The organism is Amycolatopsis decaplanina DSM 44594 (assembly GCF_000342005.1).
GTDB lineage: Bacteria > Actinomycetota > Actinomycetes > Mycobacteriales > Pseudonocardiaceae > Amycolatopsis > Amycolatopsis decaplanina.
The window spans coordinates 69789-89339 of the sequence record NZ_AOHO01000075.1 but is presented as its reverse complement, the minus strand read 5'-3'; the positions used below and the strand labels follow the sequence as shown (position 1 = coordinate 89339).

The 19551-nt window shown below is 68.3% G+C and carries 23 protein-coding genes and 1 tRNA gene; 12 read left to right on the top strand and 12 right to left on the bottom strand.

Features of this window, described 5'->3' with window-relative positions:
- Positions 1-143: 143 nt before the first annotated feature.
- Positions 144-611 carry a hypothetical protein gene (locus tag H074_RS33035; RefSeq protein WP_007034439.1) on the bottom strand — a complete coding sequence of 156 codons (468 nt, stop codon included), beginning with the start codon at positions 609-611 and terminating at the stop codon, positions 144-146.
- A 103-nt stretch (positions 612-714) separates the two neighbouring features.
- On the opposite strand from H074_RS33035, the gene H074_RS33030 reads away from it, so the two are divergent.
- Positions 715-1440, top strand: a complete 726-nt coding sequence (locus H074_RS33030; RefSeq protein ID WP_007034438.1) for a TetR family transcriptional regulator — start codon at positions 715-717, stop codon at positions 1438-1440.
- Between the two features lie 89 nt (positions 1441-1529).
- Here H074_RS33030 and H074_RS33025 read toward each other — a convergent pair whose 3' ends face one another.
- On the bottom strand, positions 1530-2618 hold the full coding sequence (locus H074_RS33025; RefSeq protein ID WP_007034437.1) for an epoxide hydrolase family protein: 1089 nt from the start codon (positions 2616-2618) through the stop codon (positions 1530-1532).
- 96 nt (positions 2619-2714) lie between these two features.
- Between H074_RS33025 and H074_RS33020 the strand changes: the two genes are divergently transcribed.
- Positions 2715-3188 (top strand): MarR family winged helix-turn-helix transcriptional regulator, encoded by a 474-nt coding sequence (locus tag H074_RS33020; protein ID WP_007034436.1) that lies wholly within the window; start codon positions 2715-2717, stop codon positions 3186-3188.
- Here H074_RS33020 and H074_RS33015 read toward each other — a convergent pair.
- The gene (locus H074_RS33015; protein ID WP_007034435.1) at positions 3185-4060 is read right to left on the bottom strand and encodes a LysR family transcriptional regulator; all 876 of its coding nucleotides are present in this window, start codon (positions 4058-4060) and stop codon (positions 3185-3187) included. The genes H074_RS33020 and H074_RS33015 overlap by 4 nt on opposite strands.
- A gap of 51 nt (positions 4061-4111) precedes the next feature.
- On the bottom strand, positions 4112-4867 hold the full coding sequence (locus H074_RS33010; protein ID WP_007034434.1) for an SDR family oxidoreductase: 756 nt from the start codon (positions 4865-4867) through the stop codon (positions 4112-4114).
- Between the two features lie 151 nt (positions 4868-5018).
- Between H074_RS33010 and H074_RS33005 the strand changes: the two genes are divergently transcribed.
- Entirely contained in the window at positions 5019-6239 is a 1221-nt protein-coding gene (locus tag H074_RS33005; RefSeq protein ID WP_235096935.1) for a hypothetical protein, read from the top strand.
- Here H074_RS33005 and H074_RS33000 read toward each other — a convergent pair.
- The gene (locus H074_RS33000) at positions 6236-6748 is read right to left on the bottom strand and encodes a CGNR zinc finger domain-containing protein (RefSeq protein WP_007034432.1); all 513 of its coding nucleotides are present in this window, start codon (positions 6746-6748) and stop codon (positions 6236-6238) included. The two genes, H074_RS33005 and H074_RS33000, sit on opposite strands and share 4 nt — an antisense overlap.
- 25 nt (positions 6749-6773) lie before the next feature.
- Here H074_RS33000 and H074_RS32995 point away from each other — a divergent pair, with 25 nt between their 5' ends.
- Positions 6774-6962: a hypothetical protein gene (locus H074_RS32995; RefSeq protein WP_039923916.1), complete on the top strand. Its 189-nt coding sequence runs from the start codon at positions 6774-6776 to the stop codon at positions 6960-6962.
- Here H074_RS32995 and H074_RS32990 read toward each other — a convergent pair.
- From H074_RS32990 to H074_RS32980, 3 genes are all read right to left on the bottom strand, one after another.
- Complete coding sequence (locus H074_RS32990; RefSeq protein WP_161630714.1) at positions 6953-8080, bottom strand: tyrosine-type recombinase/integrase; 1128 nt, start codon at positions 8078-8080, stop codon at positions 6953-6955. The two genes, H074_RS32995 and H074_RS32990, sit on opposite strands and share 10 nt — an antisense overlap.
- A gap of 69 nt (positions 8081-8149) precedes the next feature.
- Positions 8150-8578 (bottom strand): nucleoside deaminase, encoded by a 429-nt coding sequence (locus H074_RS32985; protein ID WP_007034429.1) that lies wholly within the window; start codon positions 8576-8578, stop codon positions 8150-8152.
- Positions 8575-9444, bottom strand: a complete 870-nt coding sequence (locus H074_RS32980; RefSeq protein WP_007034428.1) for an LLM class flavin-dependent oxidoreductase — start codon at positions 9442-9444, stop codon at positions 8575-8577. The genes H074_RS32985 and H074_RS32980 overlap by 4 nt, the downstream gene beginning before the upstream one ends.
- 92 nt (positions 9445-9536) lie before the next feature.
- Between H074_RS32980 and H074_RS32975 the strand changes: the two genes are divergently transcribed.
- Entirely contained in the window at positions 9537-9983 is a 447-nt protein-coding gene (locus H074_RS32975; RefSeq protein WP_007034427.1) for an Lrp/AsnC family transcriptional regulator, read from the top strand.
- Positions 9984-10009: 26 nt separating this feature from the next.
- On the opposite strand, the gene H074_RS42135 is transcribed toward H074_RS32975, so the two are convergent.
- Positions 10010-10144 carry a VOC family protein gene (locus H074_RS42135; protein ID WP_007034426.1) on the bottom strand — a complete coding sequence of 45 codons (135 nt, stop codon included), beginning with the start codon at positions 10142-10144 and terminating at the stop codon, positions 10010-10012.
- A gap of 98 nt (positions 10145-10242) precedes the next feature.
- On the bottom strand, positions 10243-11670 hold the full coding sequence (rox, locus tag H074_RS32965; protein ID WP_007034425.1) for a rifampin monooxygenase: 1428 nt from the start codon (positions 11668-11670) through the stop codon (positions 10243-10245).
- A gap of 251 nt (positions 11671-11921) precedes the next feature.
- Between rox and H074_RS32960 the strand changes: the two genes are divergently transcribed.
- Together H074_RS32960 and H074_RS32955 are read left to right on the top strand one after the other, a co-directional pair.
- Positions 11922-12596 carry a TetR/AcrR family transcriptional regulator gene (locus H074_RS32960; protein ID WP_007034424.1) on the top strand — a complete coding sequence of 225 codons (675 nt, stop codon included), beginning with the start codon at positions 11922-11924 and terminating at the stop codon, positions 12594-12596.
- Positions 12593-13726 (top strand): FAD-dependent oxidoreductase, encoded by a 1134-nt coding sequence (locus H074_RS32955; protein ID WP_007034423.1) that lies wholly within the window; start codon positions 12593-12595, stop codon positions 13724-13726. Before H074_RS32960 ends, H074_RS32955 begins: the two co-directional genes overlap by 4 nt.
- Here the strand turns inward: H074_RS32955 and H074_RS32950 are convergent.
- Positions 13717-14343: a CGNR zinc finger domain-containing protein gene (locus tag H074_RS32950; RefSeq protein ID WP_007034422.1), complete on the bottom strand. Its 627-nt coding sequence runs from the start codon at positions 14341-14343 to the stop codon at positions 13717-13719. The two genes, H074_RS32955 and H074_RS32950, sit on opposite strands and share 10 nt — an antisense overlap.
- A gap of 90 nt (positions 14344-14433) precedes the next feature.
- On the opposite strand from H074_RS32950, the gene H074_RS32945 reads away from it, so the two are divergent.
- The 5 genes from H074_RS32945 to H074_RS40815 all read left to right on the top strand — a co-directional run bounded on the left by H074_RS32945 (position 14434) and on the right by H074_RS40815 (position 17870).
- Positions 14434-15201 (top strand): MBL fold metallo-hydrolase, encoded by a 768-nt coding sequence (locus H074_RS32945; protein WP_007034421.1) that lies wholly within the window; start codon positions 14434-14436, stop codon positions 15199-15201.
- A gap of 415 nt (positions 15202-15616) precedes the next feature.
- A tRNA-Leu gene (locus tag H074_RS32940) sits at positions 15617-15691 on the top strand.
- Positions 15692-15716: 25 nt separating this feature from the next.
- Complete coding sequence (locus tag H074_RS32935; protein ID WP_007034420.1) at positions 15717-16442, top strand: class I SAM-dependent methyltransferase; 726 nt, start codon at positions 15717-15719, stop codon at positions 16440-16442.
- Positions 16443-17106: 664 nt separating this feature from the next.
- The gene (locus tag H074_RS40820; RefSeq protein WP_161630713.1) at positions 17107-17484 is read left to right on the top strand and encodes a hypothetical protein; all 378 of its coding nucleotides are present in this window, start codon (positions 17107-17109) and stop codon (positions 17482-17484) included.
- On the top strand, positions 17463-17870 hold the full coding sequence (locus H074_RS40815) for a glycoside hydrolase family 6 protein (protein ID WP_161630712.1): 408 nt from the start codon (positions 17463-17465) through the stop codon (positions 17868-17870). The genes H074_RS40820 and H074_RS40815 overlap by 22 nt, the downstream gene beginning before the upstream one ends.
- 11 nt (positions 17871-17881) lie before the next feature.
- On the opposite strand, the gene H074_RS32915 is transcribed toward H074_RS40815, so the two are convergent.
- Positions 17882-19525 (bottom strand): WXG100 family type VII secretion target, encoded by a 1644-nt coding sequence (locus tag H074_RS32915; protein ID WP_007034416.1) that lies wholly within the window; start codon positions 19523-19525, stop codon positions 17882-17884.
- Positions 19526-19551: the final 26 nt, after the last annotated feature.

Here is a 19551-nt window from a genome sequence, read left to right as displayed (position 1 = left end):
CCGCCCTTCACGGTGCTGCCACTCTCGCCGAAGACGGCGTCGTTCGTTCGCGATCGCGCTGGACTTCGCTTTGCCGGCGTCGCTTTTCGCGGTACTTCTGCTCGTTTCCGAACAGGCCTCGGTGGCGGCATGAACCGTGAGCGCTACCTCGGCCGGACGCCCGCTAGGACGGCGTCCAGGCTGGGAAGCCACCGCTGCCGGGTATCCGGTGCCGAGAGCCATTCCGCGTCGGCCTCGGCGCGTCCGGAGTCGGCGGGCAAGGGAAGCAGCGCTCCCCAGGCGAGTACTTCGACGTGCTGCGGGAGGGATATCCGAGGAGGAATCAGCCCGTCGGTCTCCGCGAGGATGGCCACGCGCGGGCCCTGCTGGGTCAACATCGCCATGGCGGGACCTTCGCATCCGGTCTCGGCGAGCCGGGTGAGGACCTGCGCCCCGTTGATCTTCGGCAGGGTCACCGCGCAGATCCCGCCCTCCAGCACCAGGAACGGTTGCGAGCCCCGCCATTTCAGCGACCAGCCGAAGAGACGGCCGTAGAAGGCTTCGCCGCGGGGGCGGATCGAATCCCGTGACGAGCGTGACTCGATCGGAAGCACTTGGTGGTCCAGCGACATCGTCGGCGCCTTCCGAGCGGTGGAGGGGGACACGATTCCCCGAGGACTCCGCCCAGCCTAACGGCACTCAGTGCCACTAGCAAGTGACTGCTACCTTCCCGCTATGACCGATTCGTCGCGCCGAGCGCCGGTGACCAGAGCCGGTGCGACCCCCGCGGGCAGGCGCCGTCTGCGCCGCGCGCTCGCCGCGGCGGCCGTCGACCTGTTTGTGGCCAAGGGTTATGAGGCCACCACGGTGGACGAGATCGCGGCCGCCGCGGGCGTGGGCCGCCGGACGTTCTTCCGGTACTTCGACGCCAAGGACGACGTGCTCTTCGCCAACCACGACGAGATCGTGGCCGAGATGGAGGAGACGTTCGCCGCCGCGGACCCGGATCGTGATCCGGTGGAGGTGGCTTGCGCCGCCGTCGGCCTGGTCCTCGACTCCTACGCCGCGGAACTCGACGTGTCGCTCAAGCGGTTCACGCTGACGCGGACGGTGCCTTCGTTGCGGGACAAGGAAGTCGCGACCGTCGACCGCTATCAGCGCGTACTCGCCCGCTACCTGCGGGCGCGGTTCACCGAGCAGGGCGACGAGACGGCGAGTCTGCGGGCGGCCGTGGCCGCCGCGGCGATCGCGGCCGCCAACAATCACGTGCTCCGGCGCTGGCTGCGCAGTGGTGGGCAGGACGACATCGCCGCCAGCGCGGCGGAGGCCTTCGCGCTGGTGATCGACGCGTTCAGGGCCGAAGACGCCGCGGCCGAAACGACGGTGGTGGCGGTGATGACCACGGCGACGCCTCTGCACGCCGTCATCGCCAAGGTCAACGCCGCCTTGAACGAGACGTGACCCAGTTTGGCACTGAGTGCCATGAGGGGTTCTGCAAAGGCAACCTGAGCGGCGGAAGGATCGGGGCCTCGTGAGTGGTGAGGACGGTTCTAACCGTCCTCACCACTCACGAGGCCGAGGAAGAAGTCCCGGATGTCCGCGGCGAGCAGGTCCGGAACCTCCATCGCGGCGAAGTGGCCGCCACGTGTGAACTCCGACCAGTGCCTGATGTCGTACAACCGCTCGGCCAGCGGTCGCACCGACTGCGTGATGTCGTGCGGGAGCACCGCCACGCCGAGCGGGACGCGGCATCGCGCGTTTCCTCTGGTGGTGTCGTGGTGCAGTCGTGCGGACGAGGCCGCGGTGGCGGTCAGCCAGTACAGCGAGACGTCGGTGAGCATCCGATCGTCGCCGACCGGGGAGCGCGGGTCCGTCCATTGCGCGAAGCGCTCGGCGATCCAAGCCAGCTGGCCGACCGGCGAGTCGGTCAACGCGTAGCCGATGGTCTGCGGGGTGGCGGCCTGCAAGGCCTGATACGGCGGACGATTCGCCATCAGCTTCTTGGCCTTCTCCAGGCGAGCTTCGTCCTCTTCGGACAGCTCGACGGCGGGATCCGGCCGGGTCGGCAGGTAGTTCACGTGGACTCCGACGACGTGCTCGGGTGCGACCGCACCGAGCGCCGTCGAGATACCCGAGCCGAAGTCGCCGCCTTGTGCCCCATAGTGCTCGTAGCCGAGGCGGCGCATCAGTTCGGCCCAGGCCCGGGCGATCCGGTCGACGCTCCAACCGCGCTCATGAGTCGGGCCGGAGAAGCCGTAGCCCGGGATGGACGGGATCACCAGGTGGAAATCGTGCGACAGCGGCTCGATCACGTCGAGGAACTCCAGGAACGAGCCGGGCCAGCCGTGGGTGAGGACCAGCGCGAGCGCGTCCGGGTTCGCGGACCGGACGTGCACGAAGTGGATGTTCTGACCTTCGATCTCGGTGGTGAAGTGCGGAAGCTCGTTGAGTTCGGCTTCGTGGGCTCGCCAGTCGTAGCCGGTTCGCCAGTATTCGGCGAGTTCTCTGAGTCGTGCGAGCGGGAATCCGTAGTCCCAGCCCGCGTCGGCGACCTCGTTGGGCCAGCGGGTACGCGCCAGCCGGTCGGCGAGGTCGTCGAGGTCGGCCTGGGGGATGTCGATGTGAAAGGGCTTGATCACGGCGCCGGACTCCCAAAATCGTTGGGCTCATAAACGTTTGCGCACCCAACGATATCTCATTCGTTCGGTCGCCCAACGATTCGTTAGACTCGTCACATGGAGAACCCCTCGGAGGAGCCGCGTGGCGGCTGGCGAAAGTTGCCCAGCTGGCTGCTCACACAGGCCGCGAACCACGCACATCGCCTGGTGACCGATGGGTTCTCCGCTGTCGACGCCCGCGGCTACCACTACCGGGTGCTGGCGACGTTGGACGAGTTCGGGCCCGCCAGTCAGGCGACGCTGGGCCGTCGGAGCGGCATCCACGTCAGCGAGATGGTCGCGGCGATCAACGAGCTCGCCGAGCGCGAACTGGTCGAGCGCGCCCCCGATCCGGACGATCGGCGACGTAACGTCATCTCGCTGACCGCCGCGGGCAAGCGGCAGCTGCGGCGGCTGGAAAAGCAGCTGGCCGAACGCCAGGACGAACTGCTGGCACCGCTTTCACCCGACGAGCGAGAGCGGTTCACCGAGCTGCTGTCGAAGCTGCTGGACCACCACGATCGGCGAAGCGGCGACGCCTTGCCCGGCTAGAAGCCTTGCGCGGACGAGAGAAAGGCTTGGCGAGCGTCGGAAGTGCTGTGCTGCGGCCAAAGCGCTTGCAAGGGTACGTGCACGGCAGGCCGCAGTTCGATGACACGGACGGCACCGCCTGCCGCCGGTCCGGGTGGCGCGGTCACGAAGGCGACACCCTCGGTGTCGAGGACCGCGGTGACCGGTGGCGTTCCCTGGATGGGATTGCGCCGGACGCGTGGCTCGAATCCCGCGTCGCGGCAGAGGTTGACGAGCAGATCGGTGTATCCGGACCGGCCGGGGTGTCCCCAGACGGTGATCTCTTCGCCGTCGAGGTCGCTCAACCGGAGGTCTTCGCGTCCGGCGAGCCGGTGGCCCTCGGCGACCGCGACGTTCAGCCGCTGGCGGATCAACGTGGTGCCGACCAGGCCGTGCGCGAGGGTCAGCGCGCGGCCGAGGCCGAGGTCCAGTCGCCCGCCGAGCAGTTGCGTGACGAGTTCGTCGGGGTAGCGCTGGTTGACGTCGATGATCAGCTCGGGGTCCGTCTGGTGTTTGCGCAGCAGGGCGGTGACCTCGTCGCCAGTGACGGCGGGGGTGTGGCCGACGCGGAGCCGTTCCGGTTCGCTCCGGCCGATACGCCGGGCGCGCTGGACGGCGGAGTCGGCGAGGCCGTGCAGGAGGCGGGCGTCGGCGATCAGCGCCCGCCCGGCGGGGAGCACGGTGACCCCGGTGGCGCTCCGCTCGAACAGGGCGACGCCGACTTCCCGCTCGAGCGTGCGCACCGAGGTCGACAGCGCCTGCTGACTCAGGTGGAGCCGGGCCGCCGCGCGGGTGAAACTGCCTTCTTCGGCGACGGCGATGAGGTGGTTCAGCTTGTACAGGTCCAGGCCCACCCCGGGGTGCCCTTTCGTGTTCGGTCTACGGCGTCTTGGCCAGCGTAGGGGTCAGCGTGTGGTGTAGCCGCCGTTCGGGAACAGCGTCTGTCCGGTGAACCAGCCGCCTTCGGTGGCCAGAAACCGGATGATCGGCACGATGTCTTCGATCTTCGTCAGCCGTCCGCCCATCGCCTGCGACTTGTGGAATTCGACCCGTTCGGGGGTTTCCTGCGGGTAGAAGAACGGGGTGTCCATCGGGCCGGGTGCGACGACGTTGACCGAGATGCCGCGGTCGGCGAACTCCTTGGCGGCGGCCCTGGTGAAGTGCTCCAGCGGGGCTTTTCCGCCGGCGTAGGTGGCGTAGCCGTCGGTGAAGGCCGCCAGCAGTGAGGTGCCCAGGCTGATGATCTTGCCGTTGTCGGAGAGGCGTCGTCCGGCTTCCTGGATGAAGAAGTAGGCGGCTTTCGCGTTGACCGCGAACATGCGGTCGTAGTCCTCTTCAGTGGTTTCGAGGATCGGTTTGCGCAGGACCATGCCGGTGGTGTTGACCGCGATGTCGGCGCCGCCGAAGGTGTCGACGGCGATGTCGAAGAGGCGGCGGACGTCGGTGAGGCGGGTCAGGTCGCCTTGGACGGCGACGGCTTCGGAGCCGATGCCGCGGATGGCTTCGACGGTCTTCTCGGCGTCGGCCGCGGAGGCGTCGCCGTGGTAGTGGACGACGACCTTGGCGCCGGCCTCGCCGAGTGTGGCGGACAGGAGTCCGCCGAGGTTCTTCGCGCCGCCGGCGATGATCGCCACTGTTCCCTTCAGGTTCTGTTCGCTCATGACTTCGAACGTAGGAGGCGGTGCCCCGCACTGGGAAACACAAGATCGAGGTGGGATCACAAGCCTGGTTTGTGGCCTTTCCCACCTGCGCCGAGCTGGGAATCTTCGAGAACGAACGGCGAGATGACTTCACATTGTGGACACTCTGAGCGTGCTCCGAGAAGTCGACGACCTTGATCAGCCCGCCGCTCCCGATAAGGCGCCCCGGCAGGGGCGTCCGGCGTGGGTGTTCGAGAGAGTTCTCGACAGACTGGCCCGGTCGCCTTATCCGAGGGCGATCCTGCTGTATCTCGTGATCCGCACGGCGAGTGTCCAGTTGCTCGACCTGCTGGCCGCCCGCCGTGGTGCCACGCTGACCGATCGGCTGACCGCGTGGGACGGACAGTGGTATCTGCGGCTGGCGGTGCATGGGTATGCGGATCTGCCGGGGACTCTGGACGCGGCGAGGCAGCCGTATCCGGACGCGCCGATGGCGTTCTTCCCGCTGTATCCGAAGCTCGTCGGTGCGGTGATGTGGCTGGGGACCGATGTCGTGACGGCGGCGCTGACGGTGTCGGTGCTGGCCGGTCTGGTGCTCGCGTGCGGGCTGGTCCGGATCGGGCGGGCGGTGTCACCGGATCGGGGTGACCGGACAGGGTTGTTGCTGGTGGCGTTGTGGGCCGGGGCGCCGATGGCGATCGTGTTCTCGATGGCTTACACGGAAGCGGTGTTCTGCGCGTTCGCGGTGTGGGCGCTGGTGGGTGCGCTGGAGCGGCGCTGGTTGCTGGCCGGTCTGTGTGCTTTCGCGGCCGGGTTGTCGAGGTCGACGGCGGTGGTGCTGGTCGCGGTGGTCTTCGTGGCGGCGTTGATCGCGTTCTTCCGGCGTACCGAGAAGCGCTGGTGGGCGCTGGCGGGGGCGGCGGTCGCGCCGTTGGGGGTGGCTGGGTATCTGGGGTTCGTCGCGTACCGGACGGGTAGTTGGACCGGCTGGCAGGACATCGAGTTGCGGGGCTGGAACACCGAGTTCGACTTCGGTGCGGAGACCGTGGATTCGGTGCTGACGCGGTTGACCGGGGACGAGTCGGTGTTCAGCACGCTGACGGTGCTGTTGCTGCTGGGCGCGGTGGCGCTGGTGCTGGTGGCGGCGTTCATCCGGGTGCCGTGGCCGCTGACGTTCTACGGGACCGGGGTGCTGTTGCTGGCGATCGGCACGCGGGGGCTGCCGGATGCGAAGATCCGGTTCATCCTGCCCGCTTTCCCGGTGCTGATCCCGATCGCGATCGGGTTGTCGAAGCGGCGGACGGTCACGGCGGTGGTGGCCGCGGTGGCGTGGGTGGTGCTGGGTGCGTGGTTCTCGGCGCATGCCCTGACGGCGTGGCGGTACGCGATCTAGCTCGCCTGCCGGTTCCGGTGGTCGGCGACGTGGACCCTGGTCGCGCACCGGGTCGAGCAGAATCGGCGGCGGCCATTGCGGGAGACGTCGACGTAGACGGTTTCGCAGCCCTCGCGTGAGCAGACGCCGAAGCGGTCCGGGGCGTCGCAGACGAGATGTGCGAGTCCGCCGGCGGTGTAGGCCCGGACCCGGGGCGTGGTGCCGGCCTGTGCGTCGACGTAGTGCAGGTGGGGCGCTTTGCCGTCGTGGGTGGAGATGTACGGCTTGGACGCGGAGTCGTGGAGCAGTGCGTTGACCAGGTCGACGCGTGTGGCCGGGTCCGCTTCGAAGACGCGCCGGAGCCTCCTGGTCCAGGCGATGATTTCGGCCGATTCGTGGTCCTGTACGGCGGCGACGGTCATGCGGTCCCGGAAGATCGCGGTCAGGGTGGCCGGGTCGGCGGCGTCGCCCAGGTTGACCAGCTCGGCGGCGATCTGCGCCGCCGCTCCGCCGTAAGGGTTGAAGTGCATTGACTCATTACAGCACGATCGGGGCATGGAAGCGAACAAGTGCCCGCGGTGTGGGTGGCCGCTGGCCGAACTGCCTGGAAGCGTGACAACGGCCCAGCGGGTCTCCCAAGGGAGGCTGGAGTACGTCCGATGTCTGTGCGGGAGCTGGCTCGCGCGGGTCGACGGTGTCGTGATCGGGGCGACGAAGTCCCAGCTGGGACAGGCTCAGCTCTGACGGTGCCGCGCGTCGGCGAGCAGTTGCGCGAGCGCGTGCACGGGCGAGGTCTCCAGCTTGTGGCGATGCGCGTCGTAGCGGTCGCGGGTGGTGCGGATGTCGGCGTGGCCCAGGAGGTCCTGGACCTTCTGCACCGGGACGTCGTTGGCCAGCAACAGGGTTCCGGTGGTGCGCCGCGCGGTGTGCGGGGAGATGGTGTTCGCTTCGGCGAGCCCGGCGGCGCGGGCCTGTGTCCGCAGGAGGAACCAGACATCCCGTTGCGCCAACGGTTTTCCGCCGGATTTGGTGCCGTCGTAGCGGTGGGGCATGGTCGCGAGCAGTGGGCCGGTCAGTTCGTCGGGGCGGACGCCGGTGCGGGCGGCGCGCAGCTCGAGGTAGCGGCGCAGCGGGTGCTGGGCGGCGGGGACGAGCGGGACGAAGTCGCGGTGGCCGCCTTTGGCGGTGTAGCGCAGGATCGTGTGTCCGGAGTCAGTGTCGAGGTCCTGCACGGTGGCGGTGGTCAGGCCGGAGACCCGCAGGCCGGTGTAGAACAGGATCGCGACGACGGCGGCGTCGCGCCAGGACGGTTCGGTGTCGTTGGCGCGGGCCCGGTTCTCCATGTGGTTCAGCAGTTTCGCCGTCGACTCGCCGCCGAGCGCGGGCAGCGGCGGGGTCTTGCCGGTCTTGGGCCGGTTGACCGCGGAGACCGGGTTGCGGTCGGCGATGTCGTTGGACTGCAGGTACCGGTACCAGCTGGAGATGCCGGCGAGGGTGCGCGCGACGGTGGAGTCGGCGGCGGGCCGGGGCAGGCCGTCCTTCCCCGTGACGGTGAGGGTGTTCTTCCAGGCGTCGACGTCGGCGCGGCGGGCCATGAGCGGGTCGAGTCCGGTTCGGGCACACCAGCCGAGCCAGGCCGACAGGTCGGCGTAGTAGGCGCGGCGGGTGTGGTCGGTCTTGTCGGTCTCGAGCCAGAGCGTGGTGATGTGCCGGATCGCGTACCGGTCGAGCGGGTCGGCGGGAGGTAGCGCGGGCAGCAGCGCGACGGCTTCGGCGAGGATCTGGCGCCGGTTCTCGGGCCTGGTCTCCGGCAGCCTGGTAGTCGGCGGTTCCGGGGAGGCGGGCACGAGTTCGGCGGACATCGTGATCATCCTAGCGACGGCAGCGCGCCCCTCGTGAGTGGTAAGGACGGTTCTAACCGTCCTTACCACTCACGAGGTGTAGTAGCCCTCCACCGGGACGCGGGCCTCGTCGTACAACGCGGGGCCTTCCAGGCGCACGCCCGGTCCGGTGGCCGACGGTTTGAGCGCGTTGACCTGTTCGCCGGAGAGGGCGAACACGACCCGTCCCAGACCGGAGCGTTCGATGGCGCCCTGGCACATCCCGCACGGCTGGCAGCTGGTGTACATCGTGGTCGCCGCGGCGACGGCGGGTTCGAGTTCGCGCGCGGCCCACACGGCGAGTTTCAGTTCCGGGTGCAGGCTGATGTCCGATTGCGACACCGTGGTGTTGTGGTCCTCGGCCAGCACCGTGCCGTCGGCGCCGACGAGCAGCGAGCCGAAGGGCGGATCGCCGTCCTTACGGGATTTCGCGGCCAGTTCGATGGCGCGGCGGAGGAACTTCTCGTCTTCTTCGGTCATGGTCGGTCCTGTTCGGTTCGGTAGCGGCCCAGTTCCCAGTGTGCGGCCACGGTCGCCAGTGCTTGCCAAGCGGCTTCCGGGCGGAGAGTCTCTTCGGGGTCGCCGGAGAACGGGTCGAGCACGACCGTCTCGGCGCCGAGGTGGCGAAGCCGGTCGAGGTCGTCGACGATCTGCTCGATCGTGCCTTCCCCGGCGGGGCGATCGGGTCCGGTGACCGGGCGATCGGTGAGGTTCAGCAGGATCCGCGGGGCGAACGCGGGGACCGGCCGGTCGTGCGCGTCGGCGATCGTCTTGACCCTGGTGAGTGCTTCGGTGAGCCAGGGAAGCGTGGCGCGCAGCGGGTGCCAGGCGTCCCCGACCCGGACGGCTCGGCGGATCCCGGCGTCGCTGTTGCCGCCGACCCAGATCGGGATGTCACCGGCGCGGTAGTCGGCGTCGTCGGCCCAAGCCTTCCGGACGGCGTCGAGGTGGCTGTCGGTCAACCGTCCCCGCTTCTCGAACGGGACGTCGAGCGCTTCGAATTCCTGGCGGGCCCAGCCGGACGCGACGCCGAGCACGAGCCGTCCGCCGCTGAGCTGGTTCAGGTTCGCGGCCATGCGGGCGATCAGCAGTGGATGCCGGTACGGGACGATGAGCACGGTGGTGCCCAGCCGGATCCGGCTCGTCACGCCGGCGAGCCACGACAGCGTCGTGAACGGTTCGTAGAACGGCGCCGGGTACTGCTCGGCGACGTCGGGGGTGATGGCCACGTGGTCGGACACCATGAGCAGGTCGTAGCCGAGGCCTTCGACCGTGGTGGCCCAGCCGCGGAGGACTCCGGGGTCGGTCCCCGGTCCGAAGTTCGGGACGTTGACACCTATTCGCACAGGTCAAGGCTATCGGCGGGGCAGAAATCCGGGAAGGGATCTTTCCCGGCGTATCACCGATTCCGCCGTGGATCTGCCGGTATTCTGGCCGCATGGCCGAGACTCTCGACGCGACGGACTGGGCGATCCTGGTCGAGCTCCAGAAGGACGGGCGGCTTCCGCTCACCGAGCTGGGGAAGCGGGTCAGCCTGAGCGCGTCGGCGACGACGGAGCGGGTCAAGCGGCTGGAGTCGGCCGGGGTGATCACCGGCTATCGCGCCGAGGTCGATCTGGAGAAGGCCGGGTACGTGGTGCTCGCGGTGGTGCGGTTGAAGTACCCGGGCAGCAAACACGCGCCGTTGCACAAGCTCCTGGCGGAGCGGACGGAGATCCTCGAATGCCTCCGGACCACCGGTGACGACTGCTATTCGCTGAAGATCGCGGCCCCGTCGATGGGACGGCTGGAAGAGATCGTCAACGAGCTCGCGCTGTTCGGGAGCACGAACACCAACATCGTCTACAACCAGACGTTGCCCTACCGGGGGCCGCAGGGCCCGTGACCACGCCGGCCACGGGCCCTCAGGGATCAGCTCCGGCCGGCGGTATCGCAGAGACCGATGACGTTGTCACCGACCGCGGTCCGTCCGACGAGGGTCGAACCGCCCTGCTTCTCGATGATCGCGAGCGTGTCGTCGACGCTGTCGACGTCGAGCACGATCACCGGGCCGGACGCGGGGCTGGATTCCTTGTGTCGGCTTTCCGGCCGAAGACCTCCAGGTATCGGAACGCCACCAGCCAATAACCGCCGATCCCGGCGCGCTAGAGGACTTCACCCTCTCCGAACCACCGGCGCAAAGCCCCGAGCAGCTCTTCCTGGTCTTCGCCCGCCCACGCCACGTGACCATCCGGCCGCAGCAGCACCGCCGGTACTTCCAGTTCCTCGCTGACGTCGACGACATGGTCCACCCGGTCCGACCAATCCCGTACCGAGAGCGCGCCGGTCTGGTCGAGCAGCAGGCCACGGCCGCCGCGGGTCAGCCCGTAGAGGTGTCCCTGCTCGAGTTCGACATCCCGCATCCGGCGGCCGAGCAGTTCGTGCCCCTCGCCGAAGTCGTAGCGGATCGCGGTCGCGGTGATCTTCTCGGTCAGGAACCGGCTCACGTCCTCGAACTCCATCAGTTCCGCCAGCAGCCGCCGGACCGCCTGCGAGCCCGGATCGAGTGACATCAGCTGCATCTGCGCGCGGGTGTTGTCCAAGACCGCGGCGGCCACCGGATGCCGTTCGATGTGGTAAGTGTCCAGCAGGTCCTTCGGTGCCCAGCCGTTGACCGCGGCGGCCAGTTTCCAGCCGAGGTTGAAGGCGTCCTGGACACCGAGATTGAGCCCTTGCCCGCCGACCGGTGGGTGGATGTGCGCCGCGTCGCCCGCCAGGAACGCGCGTCCGGCCCGGTAGCGCTCGGCCAGCCGGGTGGCGTCACCGAAGCGGGAGAGCCAGCGTGGCGAGTGCACGCCGAAGTCGCTGCCGGCGACGGCCTTGAGCTGTCGTTTGACCTCCTCGAAGGTCGGCGGGATCCGCGGGTCCTCGGCCAGACCCTCGGCCGGCACGCCGACCCGGTACACGCCGTCGCCGATCGGGGAGAGACCGAACCGCAGCTGGGTCTTGCGGACCTCGGTCATCACGGCGAGCACCGTTTCCCAGTCCTCGGTCAGTTCCATCTCGCCCAGCAGTGTCTCGGCGGTGGCGGGCTCACCGGGGAAGTCGATCCCGAGGAGCTTGCGCACAGTGCTGCGGCCGCCATCGCAGCCGACGAGGTAGCGCGAGCGCAACCTCGTGCCGTCGGCCAGTTCGACGTCGACCCCGTCCTCGTCCTGGCTCAGGCCCACCAGTTCGCAGCCGCGCCGGATCTCGACGCCCGCCTCGGCGGCGTGGTCGATCAGGAGGCGGTCGGTGACGGTTTGCGGGATGCCGAGGATGTAGGCGTGGGCGCTGTCCAGCGGCGGCGCCGATTTCGGGATGCCCGCGAAGGAGCCGCCGACCGGGTACTTCGTTCCGTGTTCGAGGAATCGCTCGAGGAGACCTCGCTGGTCCATCACCTCGATACTGCGCGCGTGCAGGCCCATGGAGCGGACGACCTTGGTCTGTTCCAGATCCTTCTCCAGGACGACCACGTGGACGCCGTGCAGTCGCAGTTCGGCGCCCAGCATCATGCCGGTCGGTCCGCCGCCGGCGATGATCACGTCGATCAAGAGTTCCCCCGTATGTCGAGCTCATGCTGGTACGGCGGGGGATTCTGCGACATGACCGGGGTCTTGCCGCAAGCCCCCAGGTGCGTTATACGTTAGAAGTGGCAGGGAGAGTCGATCTCTCTGCCGTTGTCATTTCAGTCCGCAGTGGACGGACAAACCCCCGTTGGAAGCAAGCATGACGCATTGTGACCTGCGTCGAACATGTTCGCTACGAACTTGTTCGTCACGAACATGTTCGTTATGGTGGATGTATGGCACCTGAGAAGAGCCGCCGGGAGCGACCGGCCAAACCCGCGTTGACCCGCGAAGGCATCGTCGCCGCCGCGGTCGCGATCCTGCGCGAGGAAGGTCTGCGGAAGGTCACGATGCGCCGCCTGGCGCAGGAACTCGACACCGGTGCCGCCTCGCTCTACGTCTACGTCCGCAACACCGCGGAGCTGCATGCGGCGATCTTGGACGAACTCCTCGGCACGATCGCCCCGCCGTCATCCGAGGGCGGTTGGCGTGACCGGCTCGAAAAGCTGCTCACGGCCTACACCGCGACGCTGCTCGAATATCCCGGTCTCGCCCTGTCCGCGCTGGTGGCCCGCCCGAGTGGCGAGAACTACCTCGGCCTGGTCGAGAACCTGCTCGCCCTGCTCGCCGACGGTGACGTACCGCTCGAGCGGCGCGCGTGGGGGATCGACATCCTCCTGCAGTACGCGACGGCGACCGCGGCCGAGCACGCCGACGGGGAATCGCCGGATGACTGGGATGCCCTGGCCCGTGCCGTGCGGGATGCCGACGAGACGACCCATCCCCAGATCGCCGCACACGCGGCAGACCTGCTCACCGGAGCGCCCGCGCAGCGGATGTCGTGGGGATTGCAGGTGCTGATCACCGGAATCACACACACCGGCCTGCCGCCCGAAAGGAACCCCACATGACCACACATCACCGCATCGCGATCATCGGCGCCGGCCTCGGTGGGCTCACCCTGGCCCGCGTCCTGCACGTCAACGGCATCGAGGCCGCGGTCTTCGATCTGGACGCGTCGCCGTCCGCGCGGACACAGGGCGGGATGCTCGACATCCACGAGGAATCCGGCCAGGCGGCACTGCGGGCCGCCGGTCTCCACGACGAATTCCGCAAGCTCGTGCACCCAGGTGGCGAGGCCCTGCGCATCCTCGACCAGCACGCGGTCGTGCATCTCGAGGAGACAGACGACGGTGACGGCGGCCGTCCCGAAGTCGCCCGCGGCGACCTGCGCGACCTGTTGCTCGGTTCCCTGCCTGAGAGCACCGTGCGCTGGGGTGCCAAGGTCACCGGCGCGCACCCGCTCGGAGACGGCGGCCACGAGGTCACCCTGGCGGACGGCACGGCGTTCACCACGGACCTGCTGATCGGCGCCGACGGCGCGTGGTCCAGAGTCCGGCCTCTGGTCTCCGACGCCGAACCGGCCTACGAGGGCGTCTCTTTCGTCGAGTTGCACCTGAACGACGCCGAGAATCGCCACCCCGCGAGCGCGGCACTCGTCGGAAGCGGCATGTTCTTCGCGCTCGGTACCGGCAAAGGATTTCTGGCGCACCACGACGCCACCGGCAGCCTCCACGTCTACATCGCGCTGAAGACCGCCGAAGATTGGATCTCCACCATCGACTTCAGTGACACCGCCGCCGCGAAGGCCGCGGTGCTCGACCACTTCGAGGGCTGGGGCGCGGGACTGCGAGCGCTGATCACCGACGCCGACGGCGCACTGACCCCACGGCCGATCCACGCCCTGCCGATCGGCCACCGCTGGGAACGCGTCCCCGGTGTCACCCTCCTCGGGGACGCCGCCCACCTGATGTCGCCGTTCGCCGGCGAGGGCGCCAATCTCGCGATGCTCGACGGCGCCGAACTCGGCCTCGCCCTCGTCACGAATCCCGGCGACGTCGAAGCCGCCCTCGGCGCGTACGAGGCGGCGCTGTTCCCGCGCAGTGAGGCCTCGGCAGCCGAATCCGCCGAAAGCCTCGTGCTCTGCTTCGCTGAAGACTCCCCGAAGCCTTTGCTGGAACGGTTCGCGTCCTACCGCTGAGCCGACGCCACCGGCTGGGAGCGCTTGGCGTAGGCGCGGGCGGCGCGGGCCCGGTCGCCGCAGCGCACGGAACACCACTGGCGCCGCCCGTTGCGCAGGAAGAACCGAGTGCACGGCGGCGACCCACAGGCGGCGATCCGCTCGGCGTCGGGCCCGGTCAGCAGGTCGGCGGCGTTGGCGGCGAGCGTCGCCAACGCGTGCTCGACGATCTGGGTGATCGGATGCGACGCGGTGCGGTACAGCCCCCGGATCGGGTCCCAGCGCAGGAGTTCGGCGGTGGGCGCCTTGCTCAGCGCGTCGTTGATGGCGTTGAGGGCGCTCTGCGGAGCCGGACCCGAGCAGGACCTCGACGCGAGCAGCACCCGCACCTGTTCACGCAACGAACGGACCAGACCGGCGCACATCTCCTGCAGACCGGCGTCGATCGGGGCGAGCCCCTGTTCGGCGAGCCAGTCCGTCGCGGCGGCCGGGGTGCCGAGCAAATCGGTGAACTGGCCGCCGGGCAGCGCGATCGTGGTGTTGGCGAGCGCCAGCGCGACGTACTGCTCGGCGCCCGGGGCCGGGGGGAGCACAGCGGTGTCGTCCACGTTCTCATGGTAGGCGCTGGGATCAACCATGAGAAAGCCTCACGGAAGTCGTTGCACTCTTCCGTGAGAGCTGACTAATGTTACTCACGGAAAGAACAATACTCATCCGTGAGGTGCAAGATGAACCAGCTCGGCGACCAGCTCTCCGTCCAGGTCTTCGGCGGGCCGACCGCCCTGATCGAATACGGTGGCCTGCGCTTCCTGACCGACCCGACCTTCGACGAACCCGGCCACTACGCGAGGCCCAACGGGAGACCCGGCCTCACCAAGACGGCGCCGTCCTCGGTGAACCCCGCGGACCTCGGCCGCGTCGACGCCGTCCTGCTCTCTCATGACGAGCACCCCGACAACCTCGATCACTCCGGCCGGAAACTGCTGGCGGACGTGCCTTTGACCCTCACCACGTCCAGCGGCGCGGGCCGTCTCGGCGGCACCGCGAAAGGGCTGGAGACCTGGGAGACGATCGAGCTGGCCCGGCCGGGCGGGGGAGTCGTGACTGTGACCGCCGCGCCCGCGCTTCACGGACCGGAAGGTGCGGAGAAGGTCACCGGCGACGTCACCGGCTTCGTGCTCACCGGCCAGGGCCTGCCGACTGTCTATGTCAGCGGTGACAACGCCTCGCTCGACGTCGTCCGGCAGGTCGCCGACCGGTTCGGCCCGGTCGACACCGCCGTGCTCTTCGCCGGGGCCCCGCGCCTGAAGCCGGTCTTCGACGGCGCACTGCTCGTCCTCGACAGCGCATTGGCCGCGGAAGCGACGCGGATCCTCGACGCTCGCACGGTCGTCCCCGTGCACATCGACAGCTGGGACCACTTCACCGAAGGCCGTGACGACCTGGTGGCCGCTTTCACCGCTGCCGGTCTGGCCGATCGGCTCCAACTGGGCTGAGTCGCTCGCCCTGCTCGGAATCACCCTGGGGTCGTGAGTGGTAAGGACGGCTAGAACCGTCCTTACCACTCACGACTAGAGCCGTTCGATCCACGCGTCGGGGAACCTCAGGTTCGTTAATCGGCAAGGCCTCGGGGCCCGCGGCCGCGCGTTCAGCGGGCCACGAAATCCTTCTGGGCAGATTAGGCTCCTCGTCATGACGTAGAACGTCACGTCAGGGGGCCGCCGATCGAGCATTCGATCAGGCGGCTTTCTTTATTGCGCGGATAATTCGCGGTCGGCGAATTCCGGTGACTTTAGGATATGCGCGCGACACCTGGTGGAGACGGGGCTGCGGAGCCCCAGCCGGCTGTAAACCGGACGTCCACGCGACACAGGGGGTTCGACTCCCTGGAACCGCACCCACGGCACCGACGCCCCTGTAGCCCAACGGAAGAGGCAACGCGCTCAGAACGCGTCCAGTCCAGGTTCGAATCCTGGACCGGGAGCAGGCCTGCTGTGCCATATTGGGCCATATGCCCGTCAGTCCTGACAACCTCACCGAGACCAACGAAAACGACTACGACACCTTCGCCGAGGCGTACGCGGCCGAGAACGAAACCAGCCTCAACAACGCGTACTACACCCAGCCCGCCATCCTGGACCTGGCCGGGGACGTGACCGGCAGGCGGATCCTCGACGCCGGCTGCGGCGCGGGTCCTCTGTTCGAGGCACTGCGCGACCGGGGCGCCATCGTGACCGGCTTCGATTCCAGCGCCAAGATGCTGGAGCTGGCGCGGAAACGGCTCGGTGACGACGCGGCCCTGCAGGTCGCCGACATCGGCGCCCCGCTGCCCTTTTCCGACGGCGAGTTCGACGACGTCATCGCCGCTCTCGTCCTGCACTACCTCGAAGACTGGACCGGGCCGCTGGCCGAGATCCGCCGCGTGCTGAAACCCGGCGGCAGGCTGATCATGGCCGTCAACCACCCGATCATCTACAAGCTGATCCACCCCGAAGCCGACTACTTCAAGACCGTCAAGTGGTCCGACGAGTACACCTTCAGCGGCGAGAAAGCCGTGCTGACGTACTGGCATCGGCCACTGCACGCGATGACCGACGCCTTCACCGCGGCGGGTTTCCGGACGGCCGTCGTCAGCGAGCCTCCTCCGGCACCGGGCGCGCACGAGCGCTTCCCCGAGGAACTCGCGGGTAAGACCGCCTTCTTGAGTTTCTTGTTCTTCGTCCTCGAGGCCGTTTAGGAGACCGTGGCCCCGTTCGGTTCGCCGGACGGGGCCACGTCGTTCTCAGATCAGCACTGTTTCGTGGCGCCACCGCCGCTGAGATACGCGTCGGCGAACCAGCCCGCGGTCTATGTGCCCGCGATGCGTCCCAGGTCCAGGGGCGCTTGCCGCCGACCATGTCATCGACGGTCCAGCAGTGGCAGTAGTTCAACGTGCCCTTGCCGACTGGCCCGGTGCGGCACAGCGCCCTGCCCTCACCGCTGTCCTTGTTCGAGTGCGAGTGGCTGCAGCTCATCGTCTGGACCAGCTCGGTCTGCGCGCCCGCGGGCGTGGCCCCCGCCGCGTCGCCGAAGCCGAGCATGGCTTGCCGGAGCGAGTTCCTCATGATTTCCCTTTGTTCGCTCCGGCGAAAAGGGTGGGCCTGACCAGGCAAAACGCTCTCAGATGGCCGCTGAGCGCCGATACCGCCCCTCCTGGTGTCTTCACTCCGGCTTCTGCCGCCTCCAGCGAGCGCGTTTCGCGCCCCGATCTGATCCCCTCTTTCCGGGGCACTCAGTCATAAGAGGCATTATCACGGTGCATATCTCTGCTTAGGGTTTCGCGTGCAAGATGCGCGAAACTAGATACGCGTATCGCGTAAACGGACAAAACGACCTGATCTTCATAGGGGTACAAGTGAAAGATGAGGAGGTACGACGTGGGGTGGTGCTGCGGCCGGCAGTCGGCTCTCGTCGTCCTGCTCGCCCTCGCCTCGGCGTGCGGGCCGGCAGGACACGCGATCGATCCGTCCGCCGTCGCGGCGCCGTTCCCGTTGCTCGGCTCCGCGAGCGACTTCTATGTAGACGAGTACAACCCGGCCGCGGCCTGGGTGCGCTCGCCGCCGGCCGGCCCCGAAACCGACGTCATTCGCGACCAGATCGCCTCACGTCCAGCAGCCCAGGTCATTCGCGCGGCAGAACAGGTGAAACAGACCGTCCGCCAGGCCGGCGGCACCAACACGATGCCGATCTTCATGGTCGACCCGGAGCAGGCGGAAGCGTGCGAGACGGGCCGTACGTGACCTCACCGGCCGCGGCCGCTGAGACGGTAGCTTCGGCGGGGCGAGACGTCGACGGATTCGCGGTCAACGTCCGCGGCTACGCCGACGAGCCCACCGCGACCGCGAAGGCGAGCGCCATCCGAGACCACCTACTGGCGGCCACCGGTCGGAACGACTACCTCATGGTGGCCGACAGCAGCCGCAGCGGAGCACCGACCTCCGGGGACTGCAATCCGGCAGGCGCCCGCGTAGGACAGGATCAGATACTGAGGCCCGAGCGCGACAAGCTGCAACTGCTCTGGCTCACCACTCCAGGCATCTCCGACGGGCCGTGCGGAGAGGCTCCCGCCAGTCGTGCCGGCGAGTTCGTCCCGGCACTCGCTTACGCGCACGCGAAGCGTCCCTGATCTCGCTTGGCTCAGGGGAGGACTTCGCCGAGCTTGTCCAAACCCTCGCGGATCCCATCTTCGTTACGCCGGTACGTGTCCGCGCCGGTGACCAGGCTGTCGGCGATGCCGCCGACCGCGTCCACACCCGCCGTCAGCCGGTCGCCTGCCGCGGCGATGCGCTTGGTCAACGTGTCGCTGAAGGTCGCGGCTGCAGGGACATCACCGAGCAGATGCGACACCAGTTGCAACCGTGACATCGCGCCGGCCGCGGCGCTCAACGTCGACGTCGCCCCGTCCAGGACTCCCGCGGCACCGACCAGCGAATCGGGATCGGTCTCGTATCCGGCGTCGCCGGGGGAGAGCGCGCCGTCCGGGTCGAGACCGAGCTCTTCCAGGGAAATCCTGGTCAGCTCCGGCTCGTCCCACTTCGATCCCGGATTCTTCTGGTAGCCGTAGGCACCCGATTCGTGCGCCAGCACGATCTCCCCGTCGATCTCGACCGCTTCTTCGACGCCGTGCGAGTCGTAGCCGTCTTCGTTGCCCGGCTCGCCGCCCTTCAGCTCGATCTCCTCGCGATCGTTGAAGTCGTACCACTCCGGCGTGCGGTCCTGCCGGTAGAACTTGCCGCTGTGCCCGTCGGAGGAGGAGAAGATGAACTCGTCGTCGCGCACCACGACACCCTGGACGTTGTTCGGCGTCTCGATCGGGTCTCCGGCCTTGTCCGGCTCTGGTGAACCGTTCGTGCCGACGGGGATTTCGTAGAGCCGGTTGTTGGTGTAGTCGCCCACGAAGAGTCTGCCTTGGGCGTAAGTGACGTAGCTGTGGGCGGGCGTGGCGACCACGTCCACGGCGTCGACGGGCTTGCCGCTGTTCTGCGCGGCGTCGAGTTCGGCCTTGTCGTAGACGTATACGTATCCGTTGGACGACACCCAGACGTGCTCGCCGTCCGTCGCGACGCCACCGGTGTGTGTGGGCGCACCGACCTCGCCGTTGCCGTTGAGATAGACGTTTCCCGCTTCCACGCCGGTCTCGTAGTCGACGTAGGTCAGCCTGCTCGGGGTCAGCCCGGGGCCGATCGGACTGTCGCCTTTCCCGTCCCCGTCGCCGTCGTGGTACGAGCCCACGAGGAGGTTCTTGCCGTCGTAGGCCAGACCCTGCGACGTCCACGGCTGTCCTGGATCGACACCGCTGATGTCGGCGTTGCCCTCACTGTCCCAGCCGCCGCCGTCGTCGGTCGTGGCGGCGAGCGCGTTCAGTTTGCTTTCGTAGGTCTGCTGGGCGACGGTCAGCGCCCGGACGGTCTTCATCGCGATTTCCGGCGCTTCGAGGAGATCGCTCAGGCCGAGCTTGCGCCACGGCGCGATGGCGGTGTCGGCCGACGTCCGCAGCGCGGAGTACGCGTTCGCGGCACCCTTGACGGCTGACTCCGCGGCGTGGAGCTGGTCGTAGACCTCGGCGACGGCCCGTGAAGAGGCTTTCGCCTTGCCGACGAACTCCGCCGCAGCCGTGCCGCGCCATGACCGGGCCGCTCGCAGCGCCCCGGCGGAGATCCCGTCCGCGACGGCCTGCAACGACGCCTTGGCGTCCGCGATGGTGGCGCCGACCTCGGCGATACCTGCCGCGTCTCCCGAGGTGAGCTTGGCGTAGAACGGCTCCGGATCAAGGAATGACATCGGCTCTCCTTGGGCGACCCCTGGTC